Below are 19,805 nucleotides of genomic sequence, written 5' to 3'. Positions count from 1 at the left end.
GTGAGGCTCAGCGCTTGACGGTGTGCTGGCCGTCAAGCGCTGAGCCTCACTCCGAATCCACCTTGGCCAGCTTCATCACCCACGCCGGCACCTCGGGTTCACCGGCGTAGAACTCCTTCGGTTTCTTCTCCGCCATCGCCCAGCGGTGCAACCAGCTCGGGCCGTAACGGCCGCTGTAGCCTTCGGCACCACGTGCATAGGCCGGGTCACGCATCGCTTCATCCAGTGAGATGAAGCGATAGCCGCGGCGCTTCGTCGCCGCCACCAGTTCGGCAAACGTGGCTGCATTGAGTTCGTTGGCGTGCATCAGCCAGACCTGTGGCAGCGCGTAGCCCAGCAGTGCCTGCGACTGCTTCTCGTAGTAGTCCAGCTTGTTCAGCATGTACGGCACGTAGCCCTTGCGCAGCTGTGCCAGCGTCGCCTCGCGCGCCGGTGAATCCGGCTGCTCGTTCATCACGTTGGCGTAGGCGAACGCCCACACCCACTCGCCGTTGTCGACCGTCACCGGTGCCACGCGGTAGCCATGCTGCCTGAAGAACGCGTCCATCTCCGCGCGTTCTTCCGGCGTGCGCCCGGCACGCAGATAGGGGTGACGCATCCACTGCGGCTTCAGCCCACGCTCGACCAGCAACGGCCGCAGCACCGTCTCGCCACGCAGGAAATCCTGCTGGAACGCAGGTACGCCCTTGGCGTTCAGATCCATGTGCGAGTAGGTGTGGTTGCCGAGCACATAACCGGCGTCCAGCCAGTCGCGCAGCATCTGCACCCGCGCCGGCTGCACCTGCCCGTCGATCTCAAGCTTGTTCCCGTTGACGAAGCCGACCACCGGCACGTCTGCCTGATGCAGCTGCGCCATCAGCGCTTCATGCCGCGACTGCAGGTCCGGCGGAACGATCTGGTCCACCCGCGCCCAGGGCAGGTCGTCGATGGTCACCGCAATCCGGCGATCCACTTCGGCGGCGTGCACCGCCAACGAACACAGCAGCAATGGCACAGCACGCAGCAACCAACGCATCAGCACATCCTTGCAGGAGCGAAGTGCTGACTTTAGCGCGATTGTGGATGCATGGTCGGCCACGCACCCGCTATGGGCTGCGCGACTGCACCTGACGCTCGCGCACGATCGCCCGCCACAGCATGAATCCCGCAGCCATCGCCATCAGCATCAACGCGACCAGCACCAGGGCAAGGTCATCGGGATTGCGCAGCAGCGGCGCGTGCTCGCGGGTGAGGATGCCGAATACCACCTGTTGCGCCTGTGCCAGCGGCAGCCGGCCCTGCTCGCCCAGTTCCACCAGGCACGCCGCTGGGGACAGTTTGGCTACGCTGATCCACGCCATGTCGTACAGATGCAATGCCCTGACGGCCAGCGCCAGGATCGCGGCGTGCAGCGCCATCAAGCCCCAGTTGGCGCGTCGCAGGCGTTCCGACAAGCGGCCCAGGCGGTAGACACTGATCGACATCGCGCCCAGCAGCGCCAGTGCCACGCCTGCCATCGGAATCCACTGCAACGGTTGCCATGGTGCAAGCGCAGTGGACCGCGCCAGCAGCTGTTCGGCCACCTGCATGCGCGCGACCGGGTCGGGCCCGCCGCATGCATCATCCACCGGCTCCAGCAGCAGTCCCACGCGGTAGTGGAAGAAGCCGGCTGCAAGGGCTACCGCCAGCAGCGCCACCACCTGCAGTGCCAGCAGGATCGGGCCAGGACCACAGATACGAGAGAAGCGGGTAGCAGCAGAGACCATCGGTTCATCCGTGACAACAAAGGACCATCCTAACCAAGCGCCCTGTGCTTGTCGGCTGGCGGATACGACAACCGTCGCGTGGTCCCGGTAGGATGTGGATGAGCATGGATGGTCGTATGTAGAGGTGTTGCGGATGGTCACGCTGTATCTGTGGGTGAGAACGCTGCTTCCGCTGCTGGCATTCGTGATCGCGTGGATGCTGCTGTCGCGCCTGATCAAGGCCCGCGTAGCGCGCCTTCCACGGGTTCCCTTGAACCTGCCCGAGCACAGCACCAGCCCGCGCCGGAAGGACCGGCGCATCTACGCACGCAAACTGCGGCGCAGAACGGGCCTGCGCACCGCAACGCGCCCGGCCACCGCGCCGCGCAGCTGGAACCTCGCGGCCGTGTTCGTCTCGTTCTCCGCATTGATCGCCACCGTGCTGGTCATGCCGGATGGCGCGCGCTTCCAGGTGATGGTCGAGAGCCTCACTGGCTACCCGGCCACGATTGCAGAAGTACAGGTTCCCGCTGCCGGGCAGCCTCTCGTGCTGCAGGCGTGGCAGCCCGCACTGGCGCAGCTGTCGCGGCCGGTAGCGATGCGCTACCCGATCGGGCGCACCGGCGGCGAGCACGACGCGCACGCCACGCTTCCGGTACAGGTGAGGCATCAGGGTGATCGGCTGCAGGTGGCTGCGGCACTGCCGGTGGATACCAATGTGCTGCGTGCAGAGCTTGCACGCCTGGCTGGGGTACCAGTTGAGGCCATCACCGTCCGCCAGAACAAGATCGCGCCCTGGCTGGAACCCGGCTGGAAGCCGCTGGCCAACCTGTAGAGCCGAGCCCACGCTCGGCTGCTTTTGCAGTAGATCCACGCCATGCGTGGATGGATGCAGAGCGGAGTCGAGCATGACTCAACTCTACAGATCACGATCCGCGCGGCAGCTTCGCGGCCCACATGTTGTCCACCAGATTCGGGTAACGTCGCCCATTCTCTTCCGCCCGCTGTCGCGCCGCCTCTTTCTGCGCAGGCGACAGCGGCTGCGAGGTCTGGCCCTTGGGGTTGGGCTTCTTCCACGGGGGTGTCTTGGTCTGGCGCATGGCCGCAGCTTACCGCTTCAGGAAGTTCAGCAGCGCCAGATTGAAGTGGTCCGCATGGCTGGTATTGCACCCATGTGGTGCGCCTTCCAGGATCACCACTTCGCTGCCCGGAATGGCCCGGTGCGTGCGCTGCCCAGAACCTTCAAACGGCACGATGGCGTCACTGTCACCGTGCAGGATCAGGGTTGGCACCGTGATCTTCTTCAGGTCATCGCGGAAGTCCGTGGTGGCAAACGCCTTCATGCAGCCGAGCGCCGCCGTCTGGTCGGATTGATGGCACAGCGCGATGGCCGCCTGACGCGTCTCTTCGGTCACCATCAACTGGCCATTGGCGCTGAAGAAATCGCGGGTGAAGCCATCGAAGAACGCCTCGCGATCTTTCTCCAGACCACTGCGCATTTCGTCAGCCTTGTCCTGGGTCAGCGGGCCGTCCGGGTTGTCGTCGCTGCGTAGCAGGAACGGCGGTACCGCTGCTGCAAACACCACACTGTGCAGGCGTTCCTGGCCATGGTTGGCCACGTAACGCGCTACCTCGCCACCGCCCATCGAGAAGCCGACCAGGGTGACGTCGCGCAGGTCACGTTCCTCGATCACCCCGGCCAGATCCGCCGCCAGCGTGTCGTAGTCGTAACCTTCTGCCGGCTTGTCAGAACGGCCGAAGCCACGCCGGTCGTAGCTGATCACCCGGTGCTGCGCGTCGCGCAGGATCGACACCTGCGTCTTCCAGGCATCGGCGGACAGCGGCCAACCGTGAATCAGAATGACCGGGCGGCCATCGCCACCGGTGTCTTCAACGTGCAGGCGGACGCGGGAAGCAGGCATGGGAGCTCCTGTGGAAGGGGAGGATTTCAGGCTATGGGCCAGCCCCTATCGCGACCGTGATGGAATCGCCGGTCGCCATGACACCGCCTGCACAGGGCACGCCACCCGGCCAATCCATAGATGCGGGCATTCACGCCCTGGAAATTCCGTTTCGTCGCAGCGCGGCTGCGGCCCTCGGAGCGCCGTGCGAGCCTGCATGAATCCCGCCCTGGAGCCTCGCCATGCTGCTGCTCACCCTGCCCCTGCTGGCCGCCGGCCTCGCCGCCGCACCCGCGCCCTCCGATGACCTGCGCGAGCAGATCCGCCAGGCCGACGCGCAGCTGTTCGCCGCCGCGTTCGACGACTGCGATGCCGACAAGGCCGCAGCCATGACCACTGAAGACATGGAGTTCTTCCATGACAAGGCGGGCAAGTCCGCCAGCAAGCGTGACGACTTCCGCCGCAGCGTGGCCGCCCTGTGCGACAGCACCCGCGCCAACCGCACCCATCTGCGCCGCGAGCTGATGGAAAGCTCGCTGCAGGTGTTTCCGCTGCACGACGATCGCGCTCTGGAGATCGGCGACCACCGCTTCCACGAGCGCGATGCAAACGGCATCGAGCACTGGACCGGCCAGGCCCGTTTCATCCAGGTCTGGCGCCGCGTGGACGGGCGCTGGCTGGCCGAGCGGGTGATCAGCTACGACCATCAGCCGGCGGACTGATCGCCGCGATGCGGTGGTTCACGGACCGGTTCTATACTGCCCAGGTCCGTCACGACTACCGCTGCAGATCGCCCCATGGCAGAGATCACCCCCAACCATCCCGAGTACGGCCTCAACCAGCAGATCCGTCAGGGCGTGGCTGCCCTGGATGCCCAGCATGGCCGTCCGTTCGACCAGACCAGCGAGCGGCTGACCGCCAGCCTGACCGTGCTGGCCCGCGAGCAGGGTCTGCAGCAGGTCGACCACGTGCTGGTCAGCAACGCCACGGCCAACCAGCCGGCGGGACACAACATCTTCGTGGTACAGGGCGACCCGGCCAATCCGGCGCACCTGCGGGCGATGATGCCGACCGCAGTGGCCGCGCAGATGCCGGTGGAGCAGTCGATGCAGAAGCTCGGCATTGCCCCGCAGCAACCGGCCATGGGGCAGCTGCCCGAACAGCAGGCCCGTGAGCAGGAACAACAGCAGAACCCAGCACACCGCCTGGGCTGAGCCGCCTCCAGCGTTACCGGCGGCCCACCGCGAGAACGTCGGCTCGCCTTACGCTTGCCGCCCTAGGCCATGCGCGGCCCGGACTGCTCCTGCACCTGGCGCTGCTGCAGCTCATCCTGCGTACGCGTCTGCCCAGACTGCGACAGCTGCTCAGCGCGCTCGAAGGAGATTTCTGCCGGTGTCTGCGCGGCCACCGCCGTTGGCATGCTGGCCCGCAACTGTGCCGGGTCGTTGCGCTCCCCCTGGACGATGAAGATGCTCTGCGCCACATCGGCCTGCGCGGTGCGATCGCTCAACAGCACATGGTCGACCTGGGTCAGGCCATTGGCCTTGGCCAGCGCGTACAGGCTGGCACTGATGTTCTCGCTGGTGGCATCGAAGGCACGGCCCCGCTCTGCATCGAGCCGGGCCACGCCCTGGTGGATCTGCGAGAGCAGCGGGTCGTTGCTGTGCCGGGCCGGAAGATCACCGCTTCGTTCGCCCATGCCCTCGGCATCACTCAGCATGTGTTGCTTGAGACTGCGCTCCGGCAGGGGATTGGTTTTCCTCTGGTTGAGCTCGCTGTCCGGAAACGGCGGATCAATGCTATCCACACCGTGGATGTTGCGCAGCGGTCGGAATGCATCCTTGCCTGCCCCCTTGATGTCAAGAGGAATGCGAACATCCGGAAGAAGCTGGCCGGCGGGACCACCCAACGCGTTCACGTCGATGCTGCTTTTCCGCTGGATGCCCGCGTGATTCAGCGCTTCCCAAGTGAAGTCCACGCAGTTGTGGCGAACATCCTGATAGTGCTTGCTGAAACCAAATTTCTCCGGGTCCGAGCCGAACTGCTGGAGCTTCCTGTACTGCTCTTCGCTGATCTCGAGGGTACGGGTGTAGCGCGGGTCTCTATAGACCGTTGCGTCATCCTCCATGATGGCGCCAGGACCATTCATGCTTCCGTGCTCCTTGGGAGCAAATCCATAGCTCTTCGCAGGCACGCCGGGTGCATGCAGGACGTAGAACATATGCCCTGGGGCGGACGTCTGCGGAACACCCTCAGCGTCGACGGCCTGCTTGTGCGTCCTGGGGTCGATCAGCGGTGTGCCAGGTGCAGCAATAACGATCTCTACGGTATAGCGCGGCTTGTCCATAAGGTGATTCCTTCGTTCCTTCCAATGGTAAGTGATTACTTGCCTGGCGGCCGGGCTGCGTGTACCCGCAACTGAGCCGAGTAATGCTGCAGTTCCGGCGAGGCCTGCGCAGTGCGAACCTGTACGCGATAGCGGGTATCAAGCTCCAGTGGCAGAGCAACCAGGCTCAGCGTGTATTGGCCGTCACTGCCCATGTGCGGCGACGTATACCGCCATTCGCTGGATGCATGCCATTCCGGAAGCTGTTCACCTGCATTGAGCACCCCGGCCTGATAGCTGTCGTAGGTGGGAACATCCTTCCAGGCATCAGTGCCCCATTGCTGCAGGGTCACCTCGAACGGGACCCTTGATGTGCCCACGTCAGGCTCGTCCGGCCTTCGTGTCCCTTGGCGCTGCAACTCCAGCTCCAGCGCATACGTGCGACCCGGCTTGAAGTTGCGGGCATTCGTCTCGAACTCGAACCGCACTGCCTGGCCGGGCTCGGCAACGATGATTGGCTTGACCAGATCCAGTGGCTCCGGCGCATCCGGTACGCGGCTGCTGCAGGCGCCGAGTGCGCCCGCCAGCGTGAAGACCAGGCCGGCGCGCAGCCAGCGGTGGATACCCAGCATGATTCAGATCCTTTGGCTCCCTGCCATGAGGTTCAACCCTAGCCGCCGGCTGCTGGCGCCGCAACCGGCCAATGAAAAAGGCAGGGTCTTCACCCTGCCTTCGTCACGCGGCTCGCCGCCGGGCGTGCCCCGGCGTCACCCCATTACAGCTGAATCCGTGCCACGCTCTCGTCAGCGCCCTTGTCATCCTTCTCGCCGTTCTTGATGCTCACGAACAACACGTTGTTCTTCGCATCCAGCGCCAAGCTGTTCGGGTGGGTCGGCACCTTGTAGGTCGCCACCTTCTGGTAGCTGTCACTGTTGTACGCGGTCACCGTACCGGCTTCGCGGTTGGTCACGTACAGGCGCTTGCGCGGTGCATCCAGCAGGATGCCCAGCGGGCCGGCATCGGTCGGGATGCTGGCCAGTTCCTTGCCGGTACTGCGGTCCAGCACCAGCACGCGCTGGCCCGGATGCTTGCTGACCAGGCCGCTGCTCTTGGCCTGGTAGCCACGCAGGAATTCCGAGCCCTGGTCGGTCACGAACAGGCGCTTGCCGGCCGGGTCCAGCGCGATGTTCATCGGCTGCTCGGCGGCGATCCTGTGCTGTGCCACCACCGTGTTCGAATCGGTGCCCACCACCACCAGATCGGCCAGCAGGTTGCTGGTGTAGACGCGCTTGTTGGCCGCATCCAGTGCCAGGCCCGGCGCTTTCGCATTGCCCAGGCCGTCGATGGTGTTGATCACCTTCAGCGTGGTGGTATCGATCACGAACAGAACGCTGCTCACGTCCGGCTGGCTGCTGTGGCCGGTCACGTACAGGCGGTTGGCCGCGCTGTCGACCACCAGCTCGCGCAGGTCGTGGGTGTAGGCGGCCTTGCCGTCCTTGCCGGTCTTCTTCTCCATCAACTGGATGGTGCCGACGGCCTTGTTCTGCGCGGTGTCGACCACGGTCACCGACAGGTCCACGGTGTTGCCCACGTACAGGCGGTTGTGGGCGTCGTCCAGCACCACGCCGAACGCCTTGCGCTCCAGCGGAATGCGGGTTTCCACGGCCAGCGTGGCCGGGTTCAGGCGCAGCACCTGGGCCGGGCCGGCGTCATCACCGAAGCCACCGGATGAGGCCACGAACACGGCGTTCTGCTTCGGGCTGTAGGCCAGCTCGTACAGGCCCTTGGCCACGGCCTGGCGCTGCACAGCGGCGGTGGCACTGGCGGCGGGCGCGTTGTCGGCGAACGCCGAGGGCGCGCCGAGGCTGAGCGAAACGGCAACGGCCAGGGCGGCCGAGCGGAAGAGAGGAGTACGGAACATGCGAGCGTCCTTGAATGGGCACGGGAAGGTGTCCTGGCTCGCTGGGCCGTACTGCGACGGCCCGACCTGCATCTGTCTGCGCGGGTGGGCTGGCTGGGGTTGCGGGGGAATGGTAGCAGGGGAATGGTAGCAGGTGGGGGGCGTGGCGTGCGCCGGCGCGCGTATGGCAGACGCGCGGGTTACTGCTCCTTCAACCGCAGCGAATCGGCCACATCGGTCTTGGCCGCCACTTCGGTGGCGATGCTGGCGCGGCGGTGCCCCGGGTCATTGCGATCGCCCTGCACGATGAAGATGCTCTCCGCCGCATGGCTGCTCTTCGTCGGCTGGCTGAGCAGCACGTGGTCCACGCGCGAGAGATTGTTCTGCTTGGCCAGCACCAGCAGGCTGGCGCTGATGCGCTGGCTGGCCGCATCGAACGGGCGGCCGTGCGCGGCGTCCAGCTCGGCCACTTTCTGGATCAACTGCGCGAACAGGCGATGGTCTGGATGCGAGGGGTCCAGCAGCGTGCCGGCCACTTCGATCGGCGTCGGTGGCGGCTCATCGCTGGCGCGGTCACCCTGGCGATGGTTTTCGGCCTCGCGCTCGGGCATCGCATGGTGGGTCTCGGCATTCAGGTCGCTGCCCGGGAACGGCGCGGCAATGCACTGGATTTCCGGCAGGTTGAACAGCACCGCGAACTCGCCCAGATTGCTGCCGCCATCCAGCGGTGCCGGCAGCGGATGCAGACCGGCGTAGTGCAGCGCGGCCCAGACGAAATCGCTGCAGCGGTTGATGGTGACCGGGCGATCCACATCGAATTCGAACTCGGCCGGTTCCTCGGCGAAGTCGCGCAGGCAGCCGTAATGCTCCTCGGTGATTTCCAGGGTGCGGCTGTAATACGGATCCAGATGCTCGTCGGCATCGTCATGGCGCACCTGCGCGTATTGCGCGCCGGTGGGGGATTTGCCCGGCGCGTGGCGCGGTGGTGCGAAGCCGTAGCTGTGGGCCTCGTCGCCTGCTGCTACCTGCAGGTACATGTGGCCGCGCGGCGAGATGCCCCCGCTCTTCAGTGGGGTGCCGGGCGCGGCCAGATAAAGGGTTACGGTGTAGCGTATTGCCTGCTCCATGCCTGCTCAGCCTTGTTGGGTACTGCGGTCCTGGCCGGATGATGGCATAGGTGGGATGGGGGGCAGGTGGAGAGGCGCAAGCTGCTGGATCGGCTTTCTGAATGTGTGAACCAGCGTGCATTCCGGCGGCGTAGGGCCGAGGATGTGGAGTGCGGCGGGAGGGAGTCGTATATTCTTTGGAAACAGAGCAATGGAATTGCTGATGAACACATCTTCGCAAGTCCGCGTGCCGCAATCTGAGCATGATGAGCCCCCCAACGGGACAGCGGGCAGAATGCATTCTGCCGTGTGTGATCAGGAAGATCTTGGGGGCACAGACCTTGGCCACAGACGCGACGCCTACTCCACCTCCATGCAACGGTTTCGGCCGGAGTTGATGTATGGCGCATCTCGTGATTCCTGAACCTGTGCAGCTACAGCGCCTGTTGGCGAAAAATAGCAACGCACAGGCACGCCACATTCATCATCAGCACCAATCAGCACCAATCCCAGGAAAAGACGATGCCCATTGAATTCAGGCCCGACTCCAACTCTGCATTCGATGCAACCAGCACGGTGAGAATTTCTTATCCACGGGTTCTACCTGCCACGCTGTCCGATGGACGTGACGTCACTGAGTATCAATACACTTTCCGTCGTGACGGTGAGCGAGTAGCGTCGCTTGGCATCTTTGGAACCGAAGCGCTTGCAGTTGGCGAAAACAGCCGTGAGCGAGTTTACACGTTGGACCTTAGCACCAGCGAAGTACTGAAATCGATCATCAGCTTCAAAGATGAAATCGGAAATACCGATGAGGCTTATGCATTCATCCGTGCCGTCGCGCAGGGCCTGATTAATGTGTTTTCCAATCAGCCCAGCATTTTCGAGAACATTCGCTACATCGCAGTAGCTCGGGCTGATTCATTGCTTCAACTTGGTATCGCGGTGCCGGCAGACAGCATTCGGTTACGGGACGAGGCAGTAGTCCTAGGCAGCTTGTTCGTGCCGCAGAAGCAGGCCGAGGCAGGGTGATATGCCCCAGTTCTCATTTGAAAGTTTCGCACTGACGACCCTGATGCCTGCCACAGATGCGGCCAGTGGGGCACAGCTCACCGACCAGCAGAAGGCAGAGATAGTCAGCTACCTGAAATCCCCAGGCTCCGGGCCCGACGGAGTAACTACGGTCCTGGCTGGATGATGGCATAGGTGGGATGTGGGGCAGGTGGGGGATAGAGGACGCCGATCGCGACTTACTGAATATGTGAGCCAGCATGCAGTAATGTCCCCGCGGTGGCCGTGGTCCCGGCTGCGACTGGAGCTTGCCATTCCACCGTTCTATAGTCGTTTCGATCATGCAAGGGAATCGCCCATGAGCAGAGCACCGGCTTGCCGGCTTGCCTCCTTCGCCCTGGTGGCCGTGCTGAGCACCACCGCCTGCGCGAAGGCCCCATCCACGGAAAAGGACCCGAACGGAACCAACATGTCCGAAACCGCAACCAGCCCACGAACGGTGGGTGGACATACCTATACAACGGAGCCGGTAGAGGCACGATTGGGCCCGCACCGCTTCATGTTCCCGGCCAACCTCTACTACAACCAGACGGGCCCCTTGGCCGATGGGGGCGTCATGCTCACTGTGTTCTGGCCTGATTTCGATGCAGCGCCTCCTGGTGATCGCCCGGTGCGCAGCACGCAGGACAGCCGGCGGCAGGTACTGGTCGAGCTTAGGTACATCGATCGCGTTCCCATCCAGAACTATCTGGCACGTCGGTCCAGCAGTGAGGCCACCAGCGCGCCGGGGTCGCTGGAGCGAAGAGACCCGGTAGAGAATCTTGCGCTACGCGTTGCACAACCCGAGCGATGGGGTCTGACGCCGTATGCGATCGACCCATCGTTGATGGAAGCCTATGCAAAGGAGTCAGAGGCTGCGCTGGGCAGGCCTTACGTGCACAACCCGGGGATGGAGCCAGACTGGTATGTGGCCCGCTCGGCGGAGGGACAACTGACAACGTTCATCAGCTGCGACCCGGCAGATCGCATTCCTGACGGACTTGTAGCTCAGGGAAAGACACTTGAACGCGTCGGAGAAGGCCAGATCGCAATGTGCCGCCATTCCATCGTGGATGTGGGCGACAGCATCGCCATCGAGATGAACTATGCACGCGTAATGCTGAGCGACTGGCAGCGTCTGGAAACCAGCGTGCGTGATCTTCTGAGCCGCTATCGCGTTCAGCCGTAAACCGCATCTCAAGGATGAATCATGAGCGGACTTACCGATAAGGATATTCGTGTCCTGTCCTCCTACGCGAAGGAGGGAAATCGCGAGCTGTATTGGAACTATCTCGCGCAGCTTCCCGACAATGATGGCTACGGCCTGCTTGCGTTGGGTGTTGTGCGCAACGACAGCCTCCCCGGCCGGGTGGCCAACAGCTTTGCAACCGCCGTTGCCGAGCAACAGGCCACGCTGTTCGGCAACGAGAAGAACGTAGCGTTCACCGAGCGCAGGCAAGAAGCCTTCGGCCAGGATCTGATCAGGAACGACCTGGCGGAGCGCAGAAGTTGGATGGAGGCCGGCAGGCCCGATCTGGCACTCAACCTGCCCTACACCAGCACGCTCAAATCCCACGATGTTTCGTTCGAAAAGAACGACCTCAATGTGAACTGCTGGACGCCACGCTTGCTGCTGGTGTCCACGGAGCACAAACGCGGTGAGCAGGCAGCCGAAAAGGTCTGGCAGAACATGCTCGACAACAGCGCTGCCGGCGCATTCCGTGCCGGCAAGACGGCCGTCAGCGTGCACCTGGATATGCCGCAGCCCGCTGGGCATTTCTACTTCGTTGAGCTGAGCAAGTTCGACGGCGCAGCGCTCCTGCAGCGCGACGCCGTAGATCCGAACGTGATTGGTACCAAGTTCGACTATCACAGCTACGACCCCAAGGACGGCAGCTGGAACCGCACAGTGGGTGTTCCCCCACTCGATAGAACAACCAAAGAGACCGATCCCGCCGAGATTTCCATGTTGAATGAGACCCGCGAGGTTCGCTTGGAACGCGAGGCCAAGGCGAAGCAGTTTCATCCTGAAGATCCCTACAGAGAGATCGCCAAGAGCCCGCGCGTGGTGTCTACGCAGGAGCCCGAGCCTCTCTTTACGGAAGGACGCCGCATCGCGGCGATAGAGCCAGGCAGCCCGGACTACGCGCTCCATCAGCAGATTCGCCAGGGCGTCGCTGCCCTGGACGAGAAGCACGGCCGCCCCTTCGACGCGACCAGTGAGAACCTCGCCGCCAGCCTGACAGTGAAGGCACGCGAGCAGGGTCTGGAACAGGTGGACCATGTGGTGCTGAGCAACGCCACGGCCAATCAGCCGGCGGGTCACACCATCTTTGTTGTACAAGGCGACCTATCTGACCCCGCCCACCTGCGTGCAGGGATGCCCACTGCCGTGGCTGCACAAACGCCGGTGGCTGAGTCGCTGCAGCAACTGGCTGTGGTGGGCGATCAGCGCGAGCTCGCCCGCCAGAATGAACAGCAGGCGCTGGATGCACGTACGCAGGAACAGCAGAGCCACGCCATGCGCATGGGCTGAGCGCCCAAGGTTGAGGCGGCCTCCCTCGGCGCCAGAGATCTCAGTCCCTGAGACCTTCCCAGGTCATCCTCCCCTGCTTCGGGAGGATGACCGTGACCAAGATCGACCCCGCATGGCTGGAAGCCTTCGACAAAGAGCTCCTCCACCTGTTCGCCATCGACCATGGCGACGCCGGCATGGATGAGTACCTGCTGCGCTGCTACGCAGACCTTCCACCACGCGAGGCCGCGCTTGCCTTCGGCAGCGACTACGACCTGGAGCGCGACGACGCGCTGTGGCCACGGCCGGGCATGGCTGTGTGAACCTTGCAGCCGTCCGGCATGCCGGCATTCAAGACAAGCGATGCCAGAGGATGGCCGCTATGCTTGCAGCGCACCGGAATGGAAACCACGCATGCCCCGCTTCAACACCGCCCTGGCACTGAACCTCGCTCTGATGCTGCTGGGCGCTACACCTGCCATGGCCATGGCGGCAGACCCGCAGGTCTCCACTGAAGTGTTCGTAGAGCGCGGTGACAACCCCACCTTCGAGCTACAGCAGGCGCCTGCCATTGAGTATTCAACGGCCCCTGCCACGCCGCCCGATACCTTCCTGCAGGCTCCCATGCAGGTGGTGCTGGTTGCCCAATTGGATGAGCTGGGCCACGTTTCCAACGTGATGGTGGTGCGGTCCAGCGGACTGCGGGAGCTTGACCGTGCGGCCTTTACCGCAGTGGACCAGTGGCGCTTCGAACCAGTCGTGGTTGAGGGTGTCGCGCGGCATGCGCGGGTTCGGGTGCGTTTGAGCTTCGTGCCTTCGGCCGAGGCGCCGCCCGGCTGAGCCGCTGGCCCAATCTGTCGCGATTGGCCCTACGCCATGGCCCTGACTGCGGGCATTCCTACGCTTGGGGCCAATAGCGCCAAGCCCTCCGAGACCGTTGCGGCGCAACCGCTTACCGGCTTAACACCGTGTGCGACAATGCCGAAAGCGTCAGGACTGGTAATCATCAGTTCTGCAGTTTCTTGGCATTTGGCTGCTGCACGGGTATCTCTTGGCGTGCCACCGGAAAAGGGTGGCGCGGGACTCGAAAACCCGTCTATGTACCAGATGTATGCGCTTGCCGGCCGGCGTCACCTTTTGTGTGGCGCCGGCTGGCAATCCGTTCGCGTTCCATGGCGGGCGGTGCGTGGGGATCTTTGGATCCGCCGGTCTGGTACATACCGGTTTTCGAGCCCGCACCGTCCGCCACCTTTATTGGTGGCGCTGCTATCTGTCCTGTACGGAGCATTGCCATGAACACATCGGACTTCCGTTCCCTGCACGCGCAGTACGATCCGGACAACGCCGAACCCGAGCGCGAACCGTCTGCCGACCCCAACGCCTTCGTCGCTACGCTGCACCGCATCGGAACCGGTGCGGCTGCGGATGGCCAGCCTTGGCCGGAGCGGCATCAACTGCCTGGGCGTTGCCTACAGCTAGCGGATGCAGATTGCGCGCTGGCGGGGCTGCGCGTGGTGGCGGAGCTGATGCTGGCTGCGGAGCGGACTCGGCAGAACGGCGCGCCCGAGGAGTACCTGGGGGATCGGGTGATGGAAGGGTTGAAGATGGCGTGTGTAGCGTTGACTGCGCAGGTGACTGAGCGGTTGCAGGTGCGGGGATAGAACGCGACGATCACAGATTTAGGAGCAACTTGTGAGGCCCGCTGACGAGCTTGTGCGATCATCGATCGTTCCCTTACAGCATAGAGCTGCAGGGCCTCCCACAAGTGTCCGCGACACATCATTGCTCTCGTGGCAGCGCTGATAGACGCATCACTCGTCACCTTCATCTACCCAAGGCTGGGCCTGAGCTTGTGACTTAGCCCCGGTCTCCGAGTTTGAGATTGTGACCTCATCTGAAGAAACTACGCGTCTAGTGGATGAAGCTAGGCGCTGGTAGCTTCCGAGGTCGCATCTTCGAGCTGATGCGTCAGGTCGAGTCATTCCCGATGGTGAGAGATTCACCAGCGCGGGTTCTAAGCATTGACCTGAAGGCCTGCATGTCCAAGGCGCCTCGCTCGAAGTCTCCTTTGCAACGTCGGAGAAGTTGACTGACTGGTGCGCGAAGTACATCCAGGGTACCTGCACCACACGTGAGCTCCCTAGTTGGCAGCCATGCGCTTGTCATCCATGATCTACATCCTGCTTCTATACTTAGCAACCGCGGCTACACGTCACTGAGCACCGTTGCGTACACGCGCGATAGCAGATCGACGCTCAGCCAATGTCGACTTCGCTGCCGGCTGTGGTTTAGCCGGGCTCTTCCTGCGTGAAGCGCGAAGCAGCAAAGCCCCTTCATCCTAAATCCTTCACTTGTGGCTCGCCGCGTACCAGGCAGCACCCGCGTGCCGGGAATACTCACCCGGGACGCTGTGAGCAAGGGTGTCCCGTTCCGAGGAAGACCATGCGACATCCGAGCAGTAAGTCCATAGGTTTGCTCGGGGCACTCAACCCAGAAATCGGTCCTTTCTTCTCCCGGCGCCATCCCCGCATTTAGAGATTATGCCGGAACTGGATTGTCACCTAGACATGCGCCGCGAACCGCTATGCAGACCGGTTCATTGCTGAATGTAGTAGTCGTTCAACACGCTACCACTTACGGCGCCCCCCGCGTTCTTCGCACAGATGATCCCTGAGCATCACTACTGGCGTGGTACGAATCAACCGAGCCGGTGCCAATCATGACTTCATATGTCGCAACAGGCCTGCTAGCCTTGCCATCCAACAGGAGGGCATGTGGCCAAGGCAATTTTCACTTCTTCCGAGATATCTCCATATCGGGATCTCAAGGAGCAGTGGTATCACTTCTCAAAGAACTTGCTTGCCCGGGTGCAAGAGACTATAGGTGACTGGGTCATTTTCTATGAGCCCCGGCGAAATAGCGGCCCAAGCAGCTCCGGAGGAGCTCAAGCCTATGTTGCTCTCGCGCGCGTTGTACGCATTCGTCCAGACCCCACTGCAGCGAATTACTATTTCGCCGATCTTGCGGAGTACATTGAGTTCGACCATCGGGTTCCCTTCAAATATGAAGAGCACTACTTCGAATCTGCGCTTCGAAAGGCCGATGGATCTGCGAACAAAGGAGCATTCGGGCAATCCGTTAGAGTCATACCAGATTGCGAATTCCACACCATATGCAACCTTGGATTCAAGAGCTCGCTGTCTCTGATTGATTCCGATGACCGGACCAATAATGCGGATGCTCACTATCCGGGAGATGTCAAACGCGCGATCGCCACTACAACAGTGAGCCGTGCCGTAAGGGACACTTCATTTAGGAAGCGAGTCCGCCATGCATATGGAAACCGCTGTGCATTCACCGGACTCATGTTGCTTGATCGACTTGGAAATCCTGAGGTTGAGGCAGCGCACATTCGGCCGGTATCAAAAAATGGACCAGATACAGTGAGTAACGGGATTGCATTAACAGGAACTGTCCATTGGATGTTCGACGCCGGCATCGTTTCAATTGATGAAGATCATCGAATTCTCGTGGGTAGCAACTGCGCCTCTCTTTTCCATTTGACGAGTCTGTTCCCCGATGACGGAAGAGTATGCCTGCCACGACTTCCGGACGAGAGACCTCATCGTAGGTACCTGGAGTGGCACCGTAAGAAGGTCTTTAAATCAGAAAATCTCGACAATGAATCCCCCCTTGAATTGCCATAAAAACTGACAACAGCATGGGCTTGTAGGAATTCCCCTACACCACCAACTGTGACTAGATGTCAGAATGGCCGCTCAGCCGTCCAACAGGGGACCAAATTGAGCACCGCACAAGCCTTTCCGGCAAAGCGTTTCTTCGTCGACATGCTCGTTAGAGATATCGAACTAAAGGACGCTATATTGGACCTTCTCGACAATTGCGTCGATGGTGTTATGCGATCTCCAACTCAACCAGAAGATCCGGCGATCCCGTACGCTGGCTATTGGGCCAGGATTGAGTTTAACGAAAACTCCTTCACCATCAAAGATAATTGCGGCGGAATACCTTTCGAGATCGCAGAGGAAAGCGCATTTCGTCTTGGACGAAAGAACGCGGAGCTAGACGCAGAGCTACCTACTGTGGGTCTTTACGGCATCGGAATGAAACGAGCCATTTTCAAGATGGGAACTTCAGCTCGAATTAAAAGCGAAAGATCGGACAAATCATTCTACGTAGATATCACTCCGGAATGGATGCTGGATGATGACACCTGGACTTTCGACATGGTTGAAATTCCGAACCCAGAGGAATTGTCGTTCGGAACCACCATACGCATTGGAAATCTTCGACCAGCGATATCCAATAGTTTTTCACGTGATGAGTTTCTGAATGAGTTCAGAGAGGCCGTGCGGGCTTACTACGGGTACATCATTGAGAAGGGATTTAAGGTCTTCATCAATGATGTCGAAGCAGATTCACGGAAGATCAAACTAATTCTAGAAGACAATCCCGATGACTCAGGTCAAAGCATCGCCCCATACATCTACAGGCGAGAGGGCCAGCCTGATGGTGTGGACGTCCACCTTTCCGTGGGGCTTTATAGAAACTCCCTAAGCGACGAAGAGGAAGAGCAGGAACTGGAAGGTCGGGCTTCTTCGGAGAGCGCTGGTTGGACAATTATCTGCAATGACCGTGTGGTTCTTCATGCCGACAAGTCTCGGCTTACCGGCTGGGGAGAATCAGGCGTTCCGTCTTATCACACTCAGTTTGTTGCGATCGCAGGAACGGTTGTATTTAGATCAAATGATCCATCCAAACTTCCACTGACGACAACTAAACGCGGTGTGGACGCCAGTAGTGAAATTTATCTTCAAGTAAAAGATTTCATGCGGGACGGCCTTAAACTCTTTACAAACTATACTAACAAATGGAAGAAGCGCCCTACTGAACGAAAGGAACGCGAGTCCCAGACGGAGTCCGTGTCGCTTTTGCTTCCTGAGGAAATTGTGAAGAACGGCAGCCTGAAGTTTACTACCGTTCGAAAGACTATTGGCGGCGAGCAGTTTAGGCCCGCATTACCGGCACCTGAATCATTCACTGATCAGTGGATAAGATTCTCAAGGCCGAAGTCAGAAATTGAAGCACTTTCTGATCTCTACTTCGGCACGACAGATGCGAAGCCATCCGAGGTTGGGGAGGAGTGCTTCTCTCGAGCCGTGAGGGAACTCAGCAAATGAGTGGGGGGAACATCGCCTATCATCTGCGGCCAAATAAGGCGGCTGACAGAGCTCTCTTCCTGGATTTGCTCAATCGGATTGGAAGAACATCCTTCAACATATCCGATTACAAATATTATGGATTCGGTGGCCCATTCATGGAGGATTTCCGGGCGATACATGCTGCCACCAGGATTTCGGACATGACATGCATTGAGCGAGATGCCACCGTTCAGGCCAGGCAACGCTTCAACTGCCCTCTCAGCTGCGTCAGCTTCCAACTAACTGACTCTTCAACCTTCATATCTGAATTTAGCTCAGACTCACCATCGGTCGTATGGCTCGACTTTACTTCTCCCGGAGAGCTTAAGCAGCAGCTTGATGACACGTTTAATCTCGTTAACAAGCTCGCTCACGGGGATATCTTTAGAGTTACCCTCAATGCGTCGGTATCTGCGCTTCGAGAGGACAGCGGCAACCTGAAGCAGGATGAATTAGTTGCTCTCCGGCGAAGAGTGTTTATTGATCGATCTGGGATAGATTGTCCAACTACAATTAAGGACTCCGACTTTCGAGCGAATCAGTACCCAACCATTCTCCTGCAGGCACTTAAACTCGCCGCAATTCGTGCCACTAACCACTCCCCATTGGTGGTCCAACCGTTATCAGCCTTCACCTATTCCGACGGAACCACGATGCTAACCGCAACAGGAATCGTTCTGGACTCCTCAAAATTGAAAATTGAAGAATTCCCCATTGATAGCCGGATTGCCCACTGGCCCTTTGCAAATACTGACTGGAAGTATCCACACGAAATCGACCTTCCTACGCTCTCCAGTAGAGAGCGCCTCGCACTTGAATCACTCCAACCAAATGGAACAGTTGATGCGGCTAGAAATATTCTAAAAGATGCGATTGGCCCAGACGGCATCACGGAGAAAGCAGTACGGTCATATGGAACTTTCTACCGCATCTATCCAGAGTTCGTCCGGATTAACGCTTAAGGGCATTGAAGATTACCGAAAGAACTCTCTCAGCGACAATCGGACTCACGCTATTCCCGATCTGTCGGAATGAGTGCCACTTGGTCGGATGAAACAAGAACCAGTCAGGAAAGCCCTGTAGTCTCGCCGCTTCACGCGGCGAAATTACTCGGGGATGCCTTGGGTGAATGGGCCTAACAGCCTGATAGCTTCCCTTATCAGAGTTGGTTCCCGCTCTGATCGTTGGACATAGTCCCTTCGGATCTAAGCGAGGAGACCTGTAGACCTTGTCCACCTCACCTGGTCTAAGTTTGGAGAATCGCGCGACTGTCTCGTCAGAATGTCGGGTTCCAAGGAAGCCAGAAACGAGGTTTTTGGCAGAGTGCAGCACCGCCTCTCTGTTACCGACGCCAGGTGGGATCACCCCCCTCGCGCGCTCATGAAATTGACTAGAAGTTACTGGCTTTATCTTTCGCCAGCTTTGACTCTCCTCCTGCCAATCCGCACTAACATTTGGAAGCCCTTTTAGCGCATCTGATACTGTCGTTCCCTGCCACTCCGAACTAGGGGAAAATGACTCCACAGACAAATCAGAAATTTTCTTCGGATCAAAGCCAATGAAGAACACACGAGTTCTAGTCGTTGGTGCACCAAATGTGCTTGCCCTAATTTTAATGGGCGCAAGCAAAGTGTAATTTGAAGGAATCTGGCCTAACGCCTGACGCACAAAGTCAGCACTTGCTCCGTTGAGAATTCCAGGAACATTCTCGGCCACGTAGAAGGCCGGCCGCGTTTCAGCTACCAGCCTGAAAAAATGCATGAAAAGCTGATTGCGAGGATCTAGCTCATCGCGCCTACCAATCAGACTAAAACCTTGGCAAGGCGGCCCGCCGATCAACCCGGAAAGCTCTCTTTGGTTTAACTTGCATCTTTTTAGCAACTCAGCTCCACTGATATTTCCCACGTCCTCCAAGAGATGCTGAGTCTGCGGAAAATTTAGTGCATGATACTCGGCTGCAATTGGATCAATCTCGACACTTCCTGCGACATGAAATCCAGCCCTGGCCGCGCCGAGGCTTAGCCCGCCAACTCCGGAAAATAGATCAATAACGTTCAAGTT

Annotated in this window: 21 protein-coding genes; 12 read left to right on the top strand and 9 right to left on the bottom strand. The window is 60.2% G+C overall.

Features of this window, described 5'->3' with window-relative positions; genetic code table 11:
- Positions 1 to 46: 46 nt before the first annotated feature.
- Complete coding sequence (locus ARC63_RS17285; RefSeq protein ID WP_057503915.1) at positions 47 to 1,015, bottom strand: polysaccharide deacetylase family protein; 969 nt, start codon at positions 1,013 to 1,015, stop codon at positions 47 to 49.
- 70 nt (positions 1,016 to 1,085) lie between these two features.
- The gene (locus ARC63_RS17280) at positions 1,086 to 1,745 is read right to left on the bottom strand and encodes a hypothetical protein (RefSeq protein WP_057503914.1); all 660 of its coding nucleotides are present in this window, start codon (positions 1,743 to 1,745) and stop codon (positions 1,086 to 1,088) included.
- Between the two features lie 133 nt (positions 1,746 to 1,878).
- Between ARC63_RS17280 and ARC63_RS17275 the strand changes: the two genes are divergently transcribed.
- The gene (locus ARC63_RS17275; protein ID WP_057503913.1) at positions 1,879 to 2,559 is read left to right on the top strand and encodes a hypothetical protein; all 681 of its coding nucleotides are present in this window, start codon (positions 1,879 to 1,881) and stop codon (positions 2,557 to 2,559) included.
- A gap of 91 nt (positions 2,560 to 2,650) precedes the next feature.
- On the opposite strand, the gene ARC63_RS23530 is transcribed toward ARC63_RS17275, so the two are convergent.
- Together ARC63_RS23530 and ARC63_RS17270 are read right to left on the bottom strand one after the other, a co-directional pair.
- Entirely contained in the window at positions 2,651 to 2,824 is a 174-nt protein-coding gene (locus ARC63_RS23530; protein WP_005412082.1) for a hypothetical protein, read from the bottom strand.
- A 9-nt stretch (positions 2,825 to 2,833) separates the two neighbouring features.
- Positions 2,834 to 3,646, bottom strand: coding sequence for an alpha/beta fold hydrolase (locus tag ARC63_RS17270; protein ID WP_057503912.1), 813 nt, complete (start codon positions 3,644 to 3,646; stop codon positions 2,834 to 2,836).
- A gap of 221 nt (positions 3,647 to 3,867) precedes the next feature.
- Between ARC63_RS17270 and ARC63_RS17265 the strand changes: the two genes are divergently transcribed.
- Together ARC63_RS17265 and ARC63_RS17260 are read left to right on the top strand one after the other, a co-directional pair.
- The gene (locus ARC63_RS17265) at positions 3,868 to 4,347 is read left to right on the top strand and encodes a DUF4440 domain-containing protein (protein WP_057503911.1); all 480 of its coding nucleotides are present in this window, start codon (positions 3,868 to 3,870) and stop codon (positions 4,345 to 4,347) included.
- 75 nt (positions 4,348 to 4,422) lie between these two features.
- On the top strand, positions 4,423 to 4,839 hold the full coding sequence (locus tag ARC63_RS17260) for an XVIPCD domain-containing protein (RefSeq protein WP_049454430.1): 417 nt from the start codon (positions 4,423 to 4,425) through the stop codon (positions 4,837 to 4,839).
- Positions 4,840 to 4,901: 62 nt separating this feature from the next.
- Here ARC63_RS17260 and ARC63_RS17255 read toward each other — a convergent pair whose 3' ends face one another.
- The 4 genes from ARC63_RS17255 to ARC63_RS17240 all read right to left on the bottom strand — a co-directional run bounded on the left by ARC63_RS17255 (position 4,902) and on the right by ARC63_RS17240 (position 8,978).
- The gene (locus ARC63_RS17255; RefSeq protein ID WP_057503910.1) at positions 4,902 to 5,972 is read right to left on the bottom strand and encodes an XVIPCD domain-containing protein; all 1,071 of its coding nucleotides are present in this window, start codon (positions 5,970 to 5,972) and stop codon (positions 4,902 to 4,904) included.
- Positions 5,973 to 6,007: 35 nt separating this feature from the next.
- Positions 6,008 to 6,583, bottom strand: a complete 576-nt coding sequence (locus tag ARC63_RS17250; protein ID WP_010484173.1) for a hypothetical protein — start codon at positions 6,581 to 6,583, stop codon at positions 6,008 to 6,010.
- 143 nt (positions 6,584 to 6,726) lie between these two features.
- Positions 6,727 to 7,872, bottom strand: a complete 1,146-nt coding sequence (locus tag ARC63_RS17245; RefSeq protein ID WP_057503909.1) for a YncE family protein — start codon at positions 7,870 to 7,872, stop codon at positions 6,727 to 6,729.
- A 179-nt stretch (positions 7,873 to 8,051) separates the two neighbouring features.
- Positions 8,052 to 8,978: an XVIPCD domain-containing protein gene (locus tag ARC63_RS17240; protein ID WP_057503908.1), complete on the bottom strand. Its 927-nt coding sequence runs from the start codon at positions 8,976 to 8,978 to the stop codon at positions 8,052 to 8,054.
- A gap of 501 nt (positions 8,979 to 9,479) precedes the next feature.
- On the opposite strand from ARC63_RS17240, the gene ARC63_RS17235 reads away from it, so the two are divergent.
- The 9 genes from ARC63_RS17235 (at position 9,480) to ARC63_RS23340 (ending at position 18,706) form a co-directional block, all read left to right on the top strand.
- Complete coding sequence (locus ARC63_RS17235; RefSeq protein WP_057503907.1) at positions 9,480 to 9,989, top strand: hypothetical protein; 510 nt, start codon at positions 9,480 to 9,482, stop codon at positions 9,987 to 9,989.
- 337 nt (positions 9,990 to 10,326) lie between these two features.
- Positions 10,327 to 11,196 carry a hypothetical protein gene (locus ARC63_RS17230; protein ID WP_057503906.1) on the top strand — a complete coding sequence of 290 codons (870 nt, stop codon included), beginning with the start codon at positions 10,327 to 10,329 and terminating at the stop codon, positions 11,194 to 11,196.
- 21 nt (positions 11,197 to 11,217) lie between these two features.
- Complete coding sequence (locus ARC63_RS17225) at positions 11,218 to 12,543, top strand: XVIPCD domain-containing protein (RefSeq protein ID WP_057503905.1); 1,326 nt, start codon at positions 11,218 to 11,220, stop codon at positions 12,541 to 12,543.
- Between the two features lie 86 nt (positions 12,544 to 12,629).
- Complete coding sequence (locus tag ARC63_RS17220; RefSeq protein WP_019336261.1) at positions 12,630 to 12,845, top strand: hypothetical protein; 216 nt, start codon at positions 12,630 to 12,632, stop codon at positions 12,843 to 12,845.
- Positions 12,846 to 12,936: 91 nt separating this feature from the next.
- Positions 12,937 to 13,362, top strand: coding sequence for an energy transducer TonB (locus ARC63_RS17215; RefSeq protein WP_019336260.1), 426 nt, complete (start codon positions 12,937 to 12,939; stop codon positions 13,360 to 13,362).
- A gap of 452 nt (positions 13,363 to 13,814) precedes the next feature.
- Entirely contained in the window at positions 13,815 to 14,183 is a 369-nt protein-coding gene (locus tag ARC63_RS17210) for a hypothetical protein (RefSeq protein ID WP_057503904.1), read from the top strand.
- A gap of 1,113 nt (positions 14,184 to 15,296) precedes the next feature.
- Complete coding sequence (locus tag ARC63_RS23345; protein WP_064968352.1) at positions 15,297 to 16,229, top strand: HNH endonuclease; 933 nt, start codon at positions 15,297 to 15,299, stop codon at positions 16,227 to 16,229.
- A 96-nt stretch (positions 16,230 to 16,325) separates the two neighbouring features.
- Entirely contained in the window at positions 16,326 to 17,723 is a 1,398-nt protein-coding gene (locus ARC63_RS17205; protein ID WP_231298652.1) for an ATP-binding protein, read from the top strand.
- Positions 17,720 to 18,706 carry an O-methyltransferase gene (locus ARC63_RS23340; protein WP_139042441.1) on the top strand — a complete coding sequence of 329 codons (987 nt, stop codon included), beginning with the start codon at positions 17,720 to 17,722 and terminating at the stop codon, positions 18,704 to 18,706. Before ARC63_RS17205 ends, ARC63_RS23340 begins: the two co-directional genes overlap by 4 nt.
- On the opposite strand, the gene ARC63_RS17200 is transcribed toward ARC63_RS23340, so the two are convergent.
- Positions 18,696 to 19,802, bottom strand: coding sequence for a DNA cytosine methyltransferase (locus tag ARC63_RS17200; protein ID WP_057503916.1), 1,107 nt, complete (start codon positions 19,800 to 19,802; stop codon positions 18,696 to 18,698). The genes ARC63_RS23340 and ARC63_RS17200 overlap by 11 nt on opposite strands.
- Between the last annotated feature and the right edge of the window lie 3 nt (positions 19,803 to 19,805).

Origin of the sequence: Stenotrophomonas geniculata ATCC 19374 = JCM 13324, from assembly GCF_001431625.1 — a bacterium.
In the GTDB taxonomy this organism is placed as follows: Bacteria; Pseudomonadota; Gammaproteobacteria; order Xanthomonadales; family Xanthomonadaceae; genus Stenotrophomonas; species Stenotrophomonas geniculata.
Note: the sequence above shows the minus strand (reverse complement) of the source record. Positions and strands in the feature narration are given on the sequence as shown.

Coding starts and splice junctions, on each gene's coding strand:
- ARC63_RS17270 (WP_057503912.1), bottom strand. CDS start 3,646: ATGCCTGCTTCCCGCGTCCGCCTGCACGTTGAAGACACCGGTGGCGAT.
- ARC63_RS17250 (WP_010484173.1), bottom strand. CDS start 6,583: ATGCTGGGTATCCACCGCTGGCTGCGCGCCGGCCTGGTCTTCACGCTG.
- ARC63_RS23530 (WP_005412082.1), bottom strand. CDS start 2,824: ATGCGCCAGACCAAGACACCCCCGTGGAAGAAGCCCAACCCCAAGGGC.
- ARC63_RS17215 (WP_019336260.1), top strand. CDS start 12,937: ATGCCCCGCTTCAACACCGCCCTGGCACTGAACCTCGCTCTGATGCTG.
- ARC63_RS17235 (WP_057503907.1), top strand. CDS start 9,480: ATGCCCATTGAATTCAGGCCCGACTCCAACTCTGCATTCGATGCAACC.
- ARC63_RS17240 (WP_057503908.1), bottom strand. CDS start 8,978: ATGGAGCAGGCAATACGCTACACCGTAACCCTTTATCTGGCCGCGCCC.
- ARC63_RS17220 (WP_019336261.1), top strand. CDS start 12,630: ATGACCGTGACCAAGATCGACCCCGCATGGCTGGAAGCCTTCGACAAA.
- ARC63_RS17265 (WP_057503911.1), top strand. CDS start 3,868: ATGCTGCTGCTCACCCTGCCCCTGCTGGCCGCCGGCCTCGCCGCCGCA.
- ARC63_RS17210 (WP_057503904.1), top strand. CDS start 13,815: ATGAACACATCGGACTTCCGTTCCCTGCACGCGCAGTACGATCCGGAC.
- ARC63_RS23340 (WP_139042441.1), top strand. CDS start 17,720: ATGAGTGGGGGGAACATCGCCTATCATCTGCGGCCAAATAAGGCGGCT.
- ARC63_RS17275 (WP_057503913.1), top strand. CDS start 1,879: ATGGTCACGCTGTATCTGTGGGTGAGAACGCTGCTTCCGCTGCTGGCA.
- ARC63_RS17285 (WP_057503915.1), bottom strand. CDS start 1,015: ATGCGTTGGTTGCTGCGTGCTGTGCCATTGCTGCTGTGTTCGTTGGCG.
- ARC63_RS17230 (WP_057503906.1), top strand. CDS start 10,327: ATGAGCAGAGCACCGGCTTGCCGGCTTGCCTCCTTCGCCCTGGTGGCC.
- ARC63_RS17245 (WP_057503909.1), bottom strand. CDS start 7,872: ATGTTCCGTACTCCTCTCTTCCGCTCGGCCGCCCTGGCCGTTGCCGTT.
- ARC63_RS17280 (WP_057503914.1), bottom strand. CDS start 1,745: ATGGTCTCTGCTGCTACCCGCTTCTCTCGTATCTGTGGTCCTGGCCCG.
- ARC63_RS17225 (WP_057503905.1), top strand. CDS start 11,218: ATGAGCGGACTTACCGATAAGGATATTCGTGTCCTGTCCTCCTACGCG.
- ARC63_RS17260 (WP_049454430.1), top strand. CDS start 4,423: ATGGCAGAGATCACCCCCAACCATCCCGAGTACGGCCTCAACCAGCAG.
- ARC63_RS17255 (WP_057503910.1), bottom strand. CDS start 5,972: ATGGACAAGCCGCGCTATACCGTAGAGATCGTTATTGCTGCACCTGGC.